This window comes from Niallia alba (assembly GCF_012933555.1).
GTDB lineage: Bacteria > Bacillota > Bacilli > Bacillales > Cytobacillaceae > Niallia > Niallia alba.
This window is the reverse complement of record NZ_JABBPK010000001.1, coordinates 2,471,894-2,486,860: the sequence shown is the minus strand read 5'-3', so window position 1 is coordinate 2,486,860 and position 14,967 is coordinate 2,471,894. Positions and strand designations below refer to the sequence as shown.

At 35.0% G+C, this 14,967-nt stretch carries 10 protein-coding genes; 2 read left to right on the top strand and 8 right to left on the bottom strand.

Translation table 11 applies throughout. The features are described 5' to 3' along the window. The first annotated feature begins 19 nt into the window (after positions 1-19). On the top strand, positions 20-1,390 hold the full coding sequence (locus HHU08_RS11945) for a dipeptidase (RefSeq protein ID WP_169188539.1): 1,371 nt from the start codon (positions 20-22) through the stop codon (positions 1,388-1,390). Positions 1,391-1,596: 206 nt separating this feature from the next. On the opposite strand, the gene helD is transcribed toward HHU08_RS11945, so the two are convergent. The 3 genes from helD to HHU08_RS11930 all read right to left on the bottom strand — a co-directional run bounded on the left by helD (position 1,597) and on the right by HHU08_RS11930 (position 7,571). Next, the gene (helD, locus tag HHU08_RS11940; RefSeq protein WP_169188538.1) at positions 1,597-3,918 is read right to left on the bottom strand and encodes an RNA polymerase recycling motor HelD; all 2,322 of its coding nucleotides are present in this window, start codon (positions 3,916-3,918) and stop codon (positions 1,597-1,599) included. A 353-nt stretch (positions 3,919-4,271) separates the two neighbouring features. Next, a complete protein-coding gene (locus HHU08_RS11935) occupies positions 4,272-5,522 on the bottom strand; it encodes an MFS transporter (protein ID WP_224427637.1) in 1,251 nt (416 codons plus the stop codon). Between the two features lie 168 nt (positions 5,523-5,690). Next, positions 5,691-7,571 carry an LTA synthase family protein gene (locus HHU08_RS11930; protein ID WP_224427640.1) on the bottom strand — a complete coding sequence of 627 codons (1,881 nt, stop codon included), beginning with the start codon at positions 7,569-7,571 and terminating at the stop codon, positions 5,691-5,693. A 562-nt stretch (positions 7,572-8,133) separates the two neighbouring features. On the opposite strand from HHU08_RS11930, the gene HHU08_RS11925 reads away from it, so the two are divergent. Continuing rightward, positions 8,134-9,180 carry a M42 family metallopeptidase gene (locus HHU08_RS11925; protein WP_016204851.1) on the top strand — a complete coding sequence of 349 codons (1,047 nt, stop codon included), beginning with the start codon at positions 8,134-8,136 and terminating at the stop codon, positions 9,178-9,180. A 59-nt stretch (positions 9,181-9,239) separates the two neighbouring features. Here HHU08_RS11925 and HHU08_RS11920 read toward each other — a convergent pair whose 3' ends face one another. From HHU08_RS11920 to HHU08_RS11900, 5 genes are all read right to left on the bottom strand, one after another. Continuing rightward, positions 9,240-9,776: a M15 family metallopeptidase gene (locus HHU08_RS11920; RefSeq protein ID WP_101731225.1), complete on the bottom strand. Its 537-nt coding sequence runs from the start codon at positions 9,774-9,776 to the stop codon at positions 9,240-9,242. Positions 9,777-9,806: 30 nt separating this feature from the next. Then, positions 9,807-12,947: an AAA family ATPase gene (locus HHU08_RS11915; protein WP_169188536.1), complete on the bottom strand. Its 3,141-nt coding sequence runs from the start codon at positions 12,945-12,947 to the stop codon at positions 9,807-9,809. Beyond that, the gene (locus HHU08_RS11910; protein ID WP_016204854.1) at positions 12,944-14,089 is read right to left on the bottom strand and encodes an exonuclease SbcCD subunit D; all 1,146 of its coding nucleotides are present in this window, start codon (positions 14,087-14,089) and stop codon (positions 12,944-12,946) included. Before HHU08_RS11910 ends, HHU08_RS11915 begins: the two co-directional genes overlap by 4 nt. Positions 14,090-14,340: 251 nt before the next feature. Next, positions 14,341-14,541, bottom strand: a complete 201-nt coding sequence (locus tag HHU08_RS11905; protein ID WP_016204855.1) for a cold-shock protein — start codon at positions 14,539-14,541, stop codon at positions 14,341-14,343. Between the two features lie 230 nt (positions 14,542-14,771). Continuing rightward, the gene (locus tag HHU08_RS11900; protein WP_016204856.1) at positions 14,772-14,909 is read right to left on the bottom strand and encodes a YvrJ family protein; all 138 of its coding nucleotides are present in this window, start codon (positions 14,907-14,909) and stop codon (positions 14,772-14,774) included. Positions 14,910-14,967 lie beyond the last annotated feature (58 nt).

Sequence of the window (14,967 nt, the reverse complement as noted above, 5' to 3'; positions counted from 1 at the left end):
ATAAATGGAGGATGATAGGATGAATATTATTCAAAATTATTTGAAAGAAAAAAAGGAAAATCATTTGAACGAATTATTCTCTTTTTTATCATTGCCAAGTATCAGCGCTCTCCCAGAACACAAAGAGGATATAAACAAAACAGCAGAATGGTTAGTACATTCACTCACTCAAGCAGGTCTAGAAAATGCGTCTATCTATCAGACTAATGGGAATCCCGTCGTTTATGCAGATTGGCTTCACGCAGAAGGCAAGCCGACTGTATTAGTATATGGGCATTATGATGTCCAGCCTGTCGATCCCCTAGAATTATGGGACTCCCCTCCTTTCTCACCAGAAATACGGGACGAGAAGCTGTATGCTAGAGGAGCAAGTGATGATAAAGGGCAAGTTTTTATGCATATCAAAGCAATTGAAGCGATACTGCAAACAACAGGTTCTCTTCCCGTGAATATTAAATTTTGTATGGAGGGAGAAGAGGAAATTGGCAGTCCTGCCTTACCGATCTTTGTAGAAGAAAATAAAGAACAATTAAGTGCTGATGTAATTGTGATTTCAGATACAGGTATGATTGAAGAAGGGAAACCAACGATTTGCTATGGCTTACGTGGTTTATGCGGAATGGAAATTCATGTGAAAGGTCCCAAAAGCGACCTTCATTCTGGTTTATTTGGCGGTGCCATTCAAAATCCAATTACAGCATTAAGCGAGTTATTAGCTAGCTTCCATGATAAAAACGGAGTTATTACGGTTGATGGGTTTTATAATCAGGTGACTCCTTTAACCAAAGAGGAAAAAGAGACATTTGAAGCACTACAAATTGCAGATGAATCTTTTATTGAACAAACGGGCTCTCCTACTCTCTTCGGTGAGGAAGGATATTCCACACTAGAAAGACTATGGGTTCGACCAACACTTGAAATTAATGGAATAAAAGGGGGATTTCAAGGAACAGGGGTTAAAACCGTTATTCCTTCAGAAGCAAGTGCAAAAATTACATGTCGTCTTGTCCCCGCTCAGGATCCTGAAGAAATAGTAGCTTTATTACAGAAACATATAGATACACATAAACCAAAGGGTGTTGAAGTTACATTACAGTTATTTGATAAAGGCACTCCTTTTGTAACACCTTTTGATCATAAAGCGATTCAAGCAGCTGGAAAAGCCTATGAAAAAGTGTACAAAGTGCCGACTTCCTATACAAGAGGTGGCGGTTCTATTCCAATTGTTGCAGCATTTGACCAAATTTTAAACTTACCTATTGTATTAATGGGATTCGGTTTACCAGATGAAAATTTCCATGCACCAAATGAACATTTTCACCTTGAAAACTATGATAAAGGTTTAGAAACCATCTGTCATTACTGGTTTGAACTTGCCGAAGTATGGTAAAAAAATAAGTAAGATAGTAAAACCATTTAATAAAGAAAACGAACCAACAGTGAGGGTTTTTCATCCCCCACTGTTGGTTCGTTACACTTATCGGACCAATACGATAGAGAGTTCCATCCTCGTATCCTAATTTTTGGCAGCTTGCGGTTAGGTCTTACTGCCAGCAACAGTGAGATAAATCCACATTTCCTTTATTAAAGACATAGTTAGTTTACCTCTATCGTCTCATACGTATCTTGGTTTATCTGATCGAAATATGGATTTAATTTACCATCATCCATATACATTGTTAATGCGTGCATTGCTCTTGTACAAGCAGTATAAAATAATTCTTTTTCCAAGTCTCCATGATAACTGGAAGCATTATAAAGAACTACACCATCAAACTCAATCCCTTTCGCCAAATAGGCAGGAATGACGGAAATGCCCTTTTCATAAGATGTCGTTCCTTTTTGAATGAAGCGTACGTCTATTTTCTTTTTTAGCAATTCATAAACTTCACTGCTTTCCTTAATTGTTTTGCAAATGATTGCAATTGTTTTATACCCGTTCTCCTGCCAATCCTTTATTCGAATTAATAGGTCGTCTATCTTCTTAGTCGAATCCTGAGCATGTATAACTTTTGGTTTTTCTCCATGACGATTAAAGGGCTCAATCAAGTCTCCATTTACAGCAAGTCCTCTTGTAAATTCAACAATTTCTTTTGTTGATCGATAGCTTTTCATTAACACAATTCGTTCTACTTCTTCATTGTCTTCCTTGCTAACTATTTCGTTATGCTGATGGGCATAAATCGCCTGGTTAATATCTCCAAGAAGCGTCATCTTGCTATACGGAAACAGCTCTTTTAAATAATTCATCTGAAAATCAGAATAATCCTGTGCTTCATCGATAAATACCTGGCGAATACCGGATGTCGATTTTCTTCCCTCTATTTTATCCTTTAAATAGGCAAAAGGCGTACCATCTTCATATGATAGGAAACTTTGTTCAAGATTGGCGATTGTTTGCTCTGCTATTTTTCGCCAAACCTCTTCTGTTAGCGATTCTGGACAACTTAATTGGAAAATCTCTCGATACATAGCAGGAATATCAATAAATCTCCTTTTCTTAATAGAGACATATATCGATTTAAAATGCCTATTCACAATCACCTTTCGCAAAAACCTTTCCTCTTGATCAAAATAGTCGAATTCATCTTCTTTGCCATTTTTCTTTTGGGCTGCATGAAAGGCTTCTAAGTACTCCTCTTTATCCAATAGTTCTATTTCATCATCGACCCATTGCTGTTTTCTTTCCGCTTTTGCATGCTTTTTCATTTCTTTTTGAGCCCATTCAATTAGTAACTGAATTCGATTTGGAATGGAGATGTGACTTTCCATCTCGTAAAATTTTCTCGTCAGTTCTTCCCTTGAAATAAACACTTTGTTACGAAAAACGATATCCTTAAATGCCATGCCGTCTTTATGTAACGCACGGAAATAATTGTCTATTAGGTCTTTAAATGCAACACTGCTTTTAAATTGAATACTCTTTAATCTGCTTTCTTTTTGAAGTGTATTTGTTTCCGTTAATAAATATTCTAATTGCGAAAAAGAATCTTCCACTTGGTGCGCTTTTCCTATCCGTGTCTGTAAATACTCAAAAAAAGTAGACTGGCGCATATTTTCTTCCCCAAGTTCTGGTAGTACGGTGGATACATAGCTATTAAAAAGTGGGTTAGGAGAAAAAAGCATGATATTATCTGATTTCAATGTATCTCGGTGCTTGTATAATAAGTAGGCTACCCGTTGCAATGCTGCAGATGTTTTTCCGCTTCCTGCCACTCCTTGTACTAGCAAATACCTACTTTTTTCGTTACGAATTATTTGATTTTGTTCCTTTTGAATTGTTGCAACGATCGATTTCATCATCGAATTTGCGTTATTGCCAAGAACTTCAAGCAATAACTCATCCCCAATCGTCACACCTGTATCAAATAAGCTAATTAACTTTCCATTCCGGATGATAAATTGTCTTTTTAGCAATAATTCACCGTCAATTTTCCCGCTAGGTGTTTGATAAGACGCAGGTCCTGGCGAATAATCGTAGTAAACGCTAGAAATCGGTGCTCTCCAATCATAGATATAGAATGTTTCATTTTTTTTATCCATAAAAGAAGCAATTCCAATATAGACTTGTTCTGTTCCTTCACCAGCTTCATCAAAATCAATTCTTCCAAAGTATGGAGTATCTTTCAGTTTATGAAGAATCTTCTGCTGTCTATGAATCTGTCCATATGTTCGCTCTCTCTCTCCAAGCAGCTCTGCTTGCTGTTTTATACTTGTAAATGTTTCGATAACGTCATCTGGTTCATCTAAGTTAACTGTAACATCTTCCCAAAAGTTAGAACGAATTTGACTCACATCGCCGCCAATATTGTGAATGTCTTGTTCCATTAGTTTCAACTTATCGTCCATTTCGTTCCGCACAAAATCAATTCTCTTTTGTTCGGTGACTTTTTCTAGTGCTTCCCTATTATTAGTCATAGTGCCCCCACCCCTAATCAATTAGCTTGACAAGCAGAATCATTATGTGATATCATTATTATAGAAAAACTATACATATTTTAATCAAAATGACATCACTAAAAGATTCATTTATTTTATCATATTTACAATTTAATTTCCACTTTAATAAGAATAAGCATCCCATATCTTTTACAGATATGGGATTTATTATGTGTATTTACCCCCACTCTTAACGGAGAGTAAGACTCCCCCTCAAGTTTATAAGTATACGAGGAAGATAGGTGGGATATCAACTGTCCGTTAAGGTCCAATTGGTTCAACTAACCAGCAGCGGGAAAGGAGGAAAGCCTCCCACTGACGGAAGTTTCCCTTTATATTTTTGCCATTTTTCGCTTGAACGTAACTCCTTCTCTTCTTTTTAAATATAAATAAAGAAAAAAGAAGAATACACCGCTAAAAGCTCTTAAAAAACCTGAAATATTCATTGCAGTATATATATTCGTTGTTTCTAAGAGATAAACACCAAATTGAGGTGCGATAAACGCAATGAAAGCAAGTAGTATATTATAGTTGGAAATACAGATGCTGCGGTTATCTTCTGTCGTCACATCCAACAGCTGATTAAACAGTAACAAGACCGTTCCAGATACAAATAAACCAGCAAATATATTTGTAATTACAAGAAAAACAAGATTTGTGGAAACCAGTGTCATCCATGGAGCAACCGCCATTCCGATAGACACTAAAATAAGCATTTTTGCATTTGAATGCTTATCCGACATTCTTGCCCACCATTTAAAACTTACGATTTGACCAATCGAATTAGCAACTGCAAATAAACTGATCCATAGCCCTGTTGCTCCAGCAAATTTTATTTGATAGATACTAAACAATATCCAGCACATTTGCCATGCAAAATTAAAAAACAGCGCACTTATGATGAAGTATAAAAATGGTTTATTTTTAAAAACAGCTATTCCAAATAACGATGTTTTTTCTTTTATAACTACTTTCTTTTTTGGCTCCGCATGCTGTTTTAAATAATGTAATTCTAACAAGCCAAACGCAAAAGCTAATAAGTATAAAACGACATAAGGTGTCGGATTAGATTTGTCAAAAAATTGCAGAAATATACCAATAAAGAAAGTCGAAACCATGCCAATTATGGTCATCATTTTATTTCTCGTGCTAAAAAATCCACTTCTTCTATCTTCTTGAATAATATCTCCAATGAATGCCTGCCAACTTAAATTTGCAAAGGAAAAAGGAAAATTCATAAGTCCGACCAAAACAATAAAAACGATTGCTTGATATTTATCAGGTATAAATACGACTAAAGCAATACCAACTAAAAAAAGCCTTGCAACGAAAAAAGAATACACGGTAAACATCTTTTTCTCCTGAAGCCGATTAATGATAATAGAACCAATGATCATTGCGAACATTCCAATAAACTGTGGAAGTGAGCTAATTAATCCTACTTGATAATTGGTTGCCCCTAAAACACTTATCGCAAAAAGGGGAAAATAGTTATTAGAGATATTTAATATAAGCGTTGTGTAAATTCCATTCTTGATGCTAAGCCTCTCATTTTCTGAATTTGTCTGTTCTGACTCCATCATCCCTGTATCATCCTTTTTCTAATCAAAATTATTTCAATTTCTGAAATATTCATTGTTATCATACTCTCATCCCTACAAACCTGCAAGCCTTTTTGTTGAAGATTTATTGAATTATTTTTGAACGTTTACACACAAAAATCCCTTTCCAAATGGAAAGGGATTTTTTTATTATTCTTCTACTGATTCTTCTGTATTAGTTGTTGTTGTTGAACCTTTTAAATAGTGATAATCATCGCGATTGATCGGAGTGAATCCATTTGGTTTATGGAATCTCAGTAAATCTTTCATCACAATACTATCAGAAGCTTGTAATTCCGCAGCAGCTGCTTCTGCTTGTTCTTTGCCTTGTTCAGCATCGACTAACTCACCATCTGCATTATAATAGTTATCACCAATTTTTGTGAGTGTTGGAGAAACGAAGTCTCCATTTCTAAATGGAACTGTTTCACGGTGTTGCTCAGACAGCAAATCAGAACCAACTTGTAAATAATCTTTTGTATCAATACCTAGAAGGTGCATTAATGTTGGCATTACATCTACTTCGCCACCAAATTCGCTTACTACATTTCCTTCTACACCTGGCACATGAATAAACAATGGAACACGTTGAAGCTGTGTATTCATAAATGGTGTTATTTCATCGACACCAAGTACTTGTGCCATAGCTTTATTATGGTTTTCAGAAATACCATAATGGTCCCCATACATAACGATCACTGTATTATCATATAATCCAGATTCTTTTAACTCTTCAAAGAATAAACGGATTGATTCGTCTAAATAATTAGCAGATTGGAAATAGTGGTTTACCGCATTATCGCCAAAGTCACCTGCTGGGAAGTCTGTATCGCCTTCATCCATTTCGAATGGATGGTGGTTAGATAAAGTAATGAATTTTGTATAGAATGGTTGCTTTAACCCTTCTAATAAAGGCATGCTTTGCTCAAAGAAAGGAATATCTTTCATTCCATAGTTTTTCGTATTTTCTTCGGACATATCATAATACTCTGCATCAAAGAAATAATCGTATCCAATCGTTTTATACATTTCATTACGATTCCAGAAGGTTTTATAATTACCATGGAAGGCAGCAGAAGTATAGCCTTTTCCTTTTAGGATGGCTGGTGCTGATTGTAATGTATTTTGTGCTTTATTTACAAAAACAGCTCCTTGAGACATTCCATATAAGGAATTTTCCATCATAAATTCTGCATCAGATGTTTTCCCTTGTCCTGTTTGGTGAAAGAAATTATCAAAATAGAATGTGTTTTCATCTTTAAGTAAAGAGTTTAAAAACGGTGTAACTTCTTGCCCATCTAACTTGTAATTAATAATGAAGCTTTGCAATGATTCAAGGGATACATAGATAACGTTCTTGCCTTCTGCAACGCCAAAGTATTTATCATTTGGCTCAGCATAATTGGCACTAATAAAATTTTGCACCTCGGTAATATCACTGCTGTCTGCCAACGCTCTCTGACTTTCAGATCTAGCGTTTTGCACAATATCATATACAGTAAAGTTATAAGCACCTAAATATTTCACTAAATAATTTCTATCGAAAGATCTACTTAATAACTGAGGACGATCTGCCTCTGCTAATCCTAAATTAATAACAAATGTTAAAATAGCTAATGCAAAAACAGATTTTGCTGCTCTTCTATTTTTTTGTATAGTAGGTTTATATGCTTTTGTAGCTAATAAAACAATCAAAATAATAACATCTAGGAAATAAAGAATATCATATGGTTTTAGAAGTGATAAAATACTGTCACTCAATTGTCCACCATTTACTTTTACCTGCATCATTACTGGAACTGTTATAAAGTCAGTAAAGAATCGATAGTATACGATGTTTGCATAAAGCAATGCTGACATCAACGCTGTGTTTATCGTAATATAAACAGGTTGTAATTTTCCTTTAACAAATAGAGCAAGTCCGATAAAGAGCAGTGCGGAGCTCAATGGATTAATAAATAATAGAAATTCCTGCATTGGTCCTTGTACTCCAATGCTAAACTCTACCTTATATCCAATATACGTTTTCATCCAAAATAAAAATATGGCGATTAAAAAGAAAGAAGAATGTTTTGTTAAAAATTTACGAAATAATTCCACTGTACCTTTCAATCCCGTTCACCTCAATTCAAATAATTAACAATTTTTAATATGCTGTTGATTTTCCCTTAAATAGTGCTACCTTATCTACATATGTTACTGCCCTTCCATTTGTTCATCCTATCAAGAAGTAGCAGTTGAAGAAATGACGTAATCCATTATAACACATGATTTTCAAAATGGTCATTCCTTTTACTTCCTGTTAATGTAAATTTACATTAAGAGAGATTTCAAATTAACCACATCTTACATTAAATTAATGAATATTTCCAGCAATATCTATATTTATACGAAAAAAAGGGAGAAAAGAACATGTTTTGCGTATTTTCGACAAGAATGAATAATAGCAGATTTTATTAAAAATGAAAATGGTAAATACTCACAACCATCTCTTTCTACCCTGCAAATAAGTAAGCTAAACTGCGAACAAGCATATTTAATATTCATTTTTTTAATAGTATAATGGAATGGATTTAAAAAGGAGGAAATTCAGTTGATACATATTGATCAAAAAGAGTATATCGCTTTATTAGAGCAGTTATTAAATGTTACAAGTCCATCAGGAAATACAGAATCAATCATTCAATTATTGGAGAAATATTTACAGGAAGCCAATATTTCAACCTATCGAAATAATAAAGGAGGATTGATTGCAACTATCCCTGGCAAAACAACGGACAAACAGCGTATGCTTACTGCTCACGTTGATACACTTGGTGCCATGGTCAAAGAAGTCAAATCGAACGGAAGACTTCGCTTAGATTTAATTGGCGGTTTTACATATAACAGTATTGAAGGAGAAAATTGTATCATTGAAACGACTTCTGGAAAGACGTATACCGGAACCATTCTCCTTCATCAAACTTCTGTACATGTCTATAAAGATGCTAGAACAGCAGAGCGTAATCAAGCCAATATGGAAGTCAGAATTGATGAAATCGTTAAAACCAAAGAAGATGTGAAAAATTTAGGTATTTCAGTTGGTGACTTTGTTTCTTTTTACCCACGGGTAGAAATAACTCCGTCTGGATTTATTAAATCCAGGCATTTAGATGATAAAGCAAGTGCAGCCATTCTTTTATTATTGATGAAAACAATAAAAGAAAGTAACGTCGAACTACCATATACAACTAACTTCCTCTTTTCTAATAATGAGGAGATTGGTTATGGTGGAAATTCAAATATTCCAGTAGAAACAGTGGAGTATTTGGCTGTAGATATGGGGGCAATGGGAGATGGCCAATCAACTGACGAGTATACAGTGTCCATCTGTGTAAAGGATTCGAGCGGTCCTTATCACTATGCTTTAAGAAAACACCTTGTTCAATTAGCAGATAAGCATGAGGTTCCCTACCAGCTAGATATCTACCCGTACTATGGATCTGATGCCTCTGCTGCAATCCGGTCTGGTCATGATATTAAACATGCGTTAATCGGACCTGGAATTGATTCTTCTCATGCCTATGAACGCACTCATTTTACTTCTATTGAGGCAACAGGGAAATTAATTTATCATTATTTATTAAGTCAATTGGTTTAATCTTTACAAATTTAAAGAGGATGACACCGATTATTATGAGTCATCCTCTTTTTTGTTATTCAAGGTCTTTTGCCTCTTTGTAAGTCTTCAATGGACAAGCCAAAATCCATTTGAAAGTGTGGGTAATCTTTAAAGTTAGTCCAGTCTCCTCCCCATTGAAAGCCTAGCTCTTTTGCTATTTCTACTACTTCAGACCAATCAGTTTTGCCATTTCCATTCCCATCATATTTCATATCCCAAATAACTGCTCCGTTAATATCCAAAAGGGCAAAATCAATAGCAAGTCCATAATTATGATACGATTCCCCACCCTTTGCATTGGTAACAACAGAACCTTCTCTCGTTCTACCTTGTTCATATAGACGGTCTTGTTCTTCTACACTTCTGAAGTCCTCGGTAATTACTACCCGAATTCCAATATCTCCTGCTTTTTTGACAAGAATATCTTTATTCTCCTCTACAACTGGATTTAAGCCTGTAGGCATAGGCACCTTACTATAGTCAGGTTGATTTAATTTCCAATATAATAGAAGAATGAAGAAAAAAATCAATATAATAAATATCGTTCTTCCACGTTTCTTTCTTTTTTTTCTCAAAATAATGCTCCTGGTTTCTGTTGTTGTTTATTAATGTAAATATTCAAATCGAGTAGTACTTCCTGTTTGTCCAGCGATCACCTCTAGTCTTACTTCCATTCTATCTTTCAATTCAGGTACATGGGAAATAACGCCGACCAGTCTTCCTGAGCTTTGAATATCCATAAGTGTTTCAATTGCTTGATCCAATGATTCCGGATCTAGTGTGCCAAATCCTTCATCGATAAACATTGTTTCAAGTGAAATTCCCCCGGCAAAATTTTGCACGACATCACAAAGTCCTAAAGCCAACGATAATGCTGCCTTAAAACTTTCCCCACCTGACAAAGTTTTAACATGTCTTTCTTGGCCTGTGTACTGATCAAATACAAGTAATTCTAAGCCACTTTGGACATTTCCTTTTGAGCGATCACTCTTTCGGACAAGCTGATAGCGGCCACTTGTCATTTTATTAAGTCTACTGTTCGCCTGCAGCAATATTTCATCTAAGAAAGATGCCAATACATAACGTTCAAATGTAATTCGCTGCGCATTTTGACCTCTTGCTATATCGGATAAATGGCCAACTAGATTATATTGATTTTCTAGTTCTTTTACCTGTTGATTTATTTGTACAACTTGATTATATATCGCTTTATTGTCTTTTTGTTTTATTAGCATATTCGTATGTTCTTGCTGAAATTTATTTACTTCTTCCACTATTATGGTTAACTTGTTTTGTAACTCATCCATATTTGGTACGGTTATATCTTTAAGCGCCTCTTCCAAATCTTTTAATCGATCAGAAACGGAACGACACTCTTCGCGATAAGACTGTACCGCTGCTTTCAGCTGTTCCACTTCTTTATCAGGTACTTTACTTTCCGCATAAGAGCGATACGTTGCAAAACCTTGTTGTGTCATTCTGTTTAAGAAAATCTCTCTTTCCGCCTGTAAATTTTCGGATAACTGTATTATCTGTTTTTCAATACTTTCTAATCGAACCGACTCTTTTTGCCAGTCTTCTTTTGTGCGCTGAACCTTTTCCTGCGCTTTTACAAATTGTGCCTCCAATTTCTCTAATTGTAACGAGGTGTCCTTACACATTTTTTTATACTGAGATATTTCCCGTAAATCGGTAGGAATTGTATTTTTCATATTTTTTAGCATTGTGTTTTGCTCTGTATATTGAATGGTAGTTTCTTGGATTTCTCCTGCTATTTTCTCAAGCTGTGCTTGTACATCTTGATGTTGATCTTCCACCTCTAATAAAGATTGCTTCATTTTTTCCATTTCCGCTGTTTGTTCCACTAATTTCCTTTGTTCAAGGCTGATATCCTGGAGCTCGTTTTGGATTGTATTGGCTACTATTTCTCCATCCTCCACTATAAAGGAAGGATAAATATCTACAACTTTTTGCAGCTTCATTTGCGCATCTTCATTTAGCAATTTCCATTGGGTATTTGCTTCTACCCAAGCCGTTTCAGTTTTCATTTTTTCCTTTTCTATTGCTGACAAATCATTTTTCGCGCTTTTTCGGTCTTCTTCAGAGATATCTTGATGCTGTGTAATAGTTGTTGCAGGGTTAGGGTGATGTACGCTCCCACATACTGGACAAGCTTCATCCACCTTTAAAGTCCTTGCTAAAATATATGATTGATTAGTAAGCCATTTATTCTCTAGCTCTTCTACTAATGCTTTTGCATCTTCAAATCTTCTTACGATAATTTCTAGCTGTTTTTCCTTCGAATCTGCATCAGCCTTACGTTTTATTACACGCTGGGACACTTCTAAATAGTCATTAATACGTTCTAATATAGATTGCAGATTGCGAATTTTATCTTTATTACTAACCAGCAATTCTTTCATGCTGTCTAATTGTTTGATCCGTTCTTTATATCTTTGAATCGTAGACTCTTTCTCTTTTCGCTGTACTTGGAGTATTCCTTGTTTAGAAGCAAGGTTTTCCATGTCTCTTTTTAATTTTAAAAGTTGCCCTTCGACTTCTGCGTATTGCAGGACATCCTTTTCCATATTTTTTAAATCAGCAAGATAATTAGCCAAATGTTTGCGTTCCTCATCCCTCGCTAATTCCTGGGTATATAGCTGTTCTGCTTTGACAAGTTTTGCCTGAATATTTTCTAACGAGGATCGAATGGTCTTTTCTTCTACCTGCTTACCATCGATTTGTTTTTTTAAATGGTGGCAAATTTCTTCTTGCTGGGCTAGAAGAGCTGCTTTTTGAGCCAACTCTATTTTCTTTTCTATTTTGGAATAATCCTTTTTTTGTTCATCCAATTCTTTTAAACGTATGGAAAGCTCTTCTTTTAGCTTCATTTGTTTTATAATTAATTCAGCTTCATATAAATGCTGTCTAATAACATCTCGTTCTTTATTTTTTTGATCAAGCATCGTTTGTAATTTATTTACTTCTTCTCCCATTAGTCCTATTTCTTGTTCTAATAGAGGAAGAATTGCCACATCGTTGTCACTTCCTGCTTCCATCAAAGCTATTAAGTCATCTTGGAAAACAGCATCTATTTTAGATAAGGCATTATTGCGCAGCAAAACCTTTTGCTCAACATCTTTTTTTAGCCCCTGTGCTTGGTCCCTTAATTTATCTTCTATGCGCTTATACATTTCGGTATGAAATAACCGCTGCAAGATATTTTCTTTTTCTTTGCTATCTGAAGTCAGTAATTTGCGAAATTCCCCTTGTGGAATCATCAGTATTTGCCGAAACTGATTACTGTCAATCTGCATTATTTCTTTTACTTTTTCGTCCACATCACGAATGGAAGAGGCAACTAGTAACTCCTCTCCATCTTCATTAAACGTAAATAGCTCGGCTTTTGCTCCAATTGTAGTAAACCCTTCTCCCCTCGCCTTCTTCTTCTCTTGCTGAGGAGAGCGTGTGATTAAAAATCGTTTTTCTTTTAGTTTAAATTCAAAACTAACTTCTGTTAGCAAAGAATCATCAGCAAACTGACTGCGTAATTCTGGCCCATTTCGGTCTTCTCCGCTTGCTTTCCCATAAATGGCATAGCTTATCCCGTCAAAAATAGTTGTTTTCCCGGAACCAGTTTTCCCTGAAATGACAAACATCGTTCGATTTCCTAAAACAGTAAAATCAATTACTTCCTTATGAGCATAAGGGCCAAATGCCTGCATCGTAAGTTTTAAAGGTCTCATTTAGCACCCTCCGCTCTTAGAACTTTGTTAATAACACTTTCCATCCAGTCTTTTTTCTCCTCCGTAAAAGAAGCTGTTGTCATTTCTTCATAGAATGATGCAAATAACTCCAGTTCATTTTTCTGAGCATCTTTTTGTACCTGTAGCAGCGACTTTTCTTTACGATCTCTATTTTCTATTTTTCGTTCTAAGTGCAGAACATTAGGATACACTTGACGCAATTTTTGAATGGGATCTAAAATCGCCCCTTCATCAAGCAATGTAATTTTTAAATAATCATCCACTTTTTGATGCTGATAATAAGCAACATCTAATAATTCTTCTAAATGTCCCTCTAGCTCTCGCATATCTTTTTGCGGAGTAAGTGCATGATACTTTTGCGTGAAACTTCCTTTTTCATCTATTTCTATAATAGATACAGATTTATTTTGTTTTGCTTCCGAAAAAGAATATTTCATTAACGAGCCAGAATACTTTACAGTTTCATGATGAATAGCATTTGGACTATGCAAATGCCCAAGCGCAGTATAAGAGAATGGAGCAAATAGTTCCGCACCAACACAACCTGATCCCCCTACAGATAAACTTCTCTCGGAATCTGTTGTTTTACCACCAAGTACAAAACTATGACCAATCAGCACATTCGGTTCATTTGTATTTAAATTATCTTCAATCTTTCCAATTATCGCTTTCATTGCTTCATGATGATTAAGTATCGTATCATCCGCTAATAATTTTCGTACTACAACTGGTTCGCAGTACGGTACTAAGTAAAAATTCACTCCACCCAATGAAACGGGAGTAAAACTGTTTTCGATTTTTCCATTTAAATAAAAGCGATTTTTCTGATACCATGAGCTACCAAAAGATAACCGCTCTGCGCTATCGTGATTTCCTGAGATAGCAAGAATCGGTGTATTTAATTCCACATTGATAAAATATAAAACATCATCAAGTAAATTAACTGCATCAGTTGGCGGAATGGAGCGATCGTATAAGTCACCTGCTATAATGACAGCATCAGGCTTTTCCTTTTCTACTAGCTCCATAAATTGTTGAAGCATAAATCGTTGATCCTCTGTCATGTATAATCCATGAACTAATTTTCCTAAATGCCAATCTGCTGTATGAATAAATTTCACTATTTTCACCTCTATGTTTATGAAAAAAAAGAATGATATTCGTATAATAATTTTTTCCAATTAAATAATATATTCTACTATTATAGCAAACAATTTAAAATAGGAGGAATAGGAGGGGAAGTTAGCCAATTATTTCTATCAAGGAAGGAAATGCATATTTTCAGATAACGAATGTGGTAATCTGTGGATCAAATAGAAAAAGGTCAGACCCTTTTTGGGCCTGACCTTTTTTATATAAGGAATTGTTATTATTATATTTTAGTAACGTTAGCAGCTTGTGGGCCACGTGCACCTTCTACTACTTCAAATGAAACGCCTTGGCCTTCTTCTAAAGATTTAAAGCCTTCCACTTGAATCGCTGAATAGTGTACAAATACATCATTTCCATCTTCAGCTTCAATAAATCCAAAACCTTTTTCTGCGTTAAACCATTTTACTTTACCGTTTTTCATGTAAAAAAATCCTCCTAAAAAAGCTTTGCTAGCTTCATCTTTAAATTACCATTTTCACGCATAAGCATTGGGCTATTAATCTCTCATTTGCAGTAACAAATCGAATAAATAAAATACTAGATACGTTAATAACGGTTAATGTAAATTTAACATTTTTAACTATTATTGTCAATAGAAAACCCTTTCATTTTTTTGATAATTTTAATTACTAGTCTTAATAAAAGAGATTTCTATTTTTTGATTAATTCAGGTAAACTTTGAATCGAGCTAATCATTATGTCCAATTTAGTTTCAATCCGGTTCAGCAAGTAGAAGCTGATAACGATAGGAAAACCAACTTGGCTGATAAATGAAATTAATTCCTCCATTCTACACGCCTCCTATGGAAACTCTCTACCCTATTACTTGGGACTAATAGTATTACTT

Coding starts and splice junctions, on each gene's coding strand:
- HHU08_RS11905 (WP_016204855.1), bottom strand. CDS start 14,541: ATGAAAAACGGTAAAGTAAAATGGTTTAACGCAGAAAAAGGTTTTGGA.
- HHU08_RS11945 (WP_169188539.1), top strand. CDS start 20: ATGAATATTATTCAAAATTATTTGAAAGAAAAAAAGGAAAATCATTTG.
- helD (WP_169188538.1), bottom strand. CDS start 3,918: ATGACTAATAATAGGGAAGCACTAGAAAAAGTCACCGAACAAAAGAGA.
- HHU08_RS11915 (WP_169188536.1), bottom strand. CDS start 12,947: ATGAGACCTTTAAAACTTACGATGCAGGCATTTGGCCCTTATGCTCAT.
- HHU08_RS11930 (WP_224427640.1), bottom strand. CDS start 7,571: ATGAAAACGTATATTGGATATAAGGTAGAGTTTAGCATTGGAGTACAA.
- HHU08_RS11900 (WP_016204856.1), bottom strand. CDS start 14,909: ATGGAGGAATTAATTTCATTTATCAGCCAAGTTGGTTTTCCTATCGTT.
- HHU08_RS11935 (WP_224427637.1), bottom strand. CDS start 5,522: ATGATGGAGTCAGAACAGACAAATTCAGAAAATGAGAGGCTTAGCATC.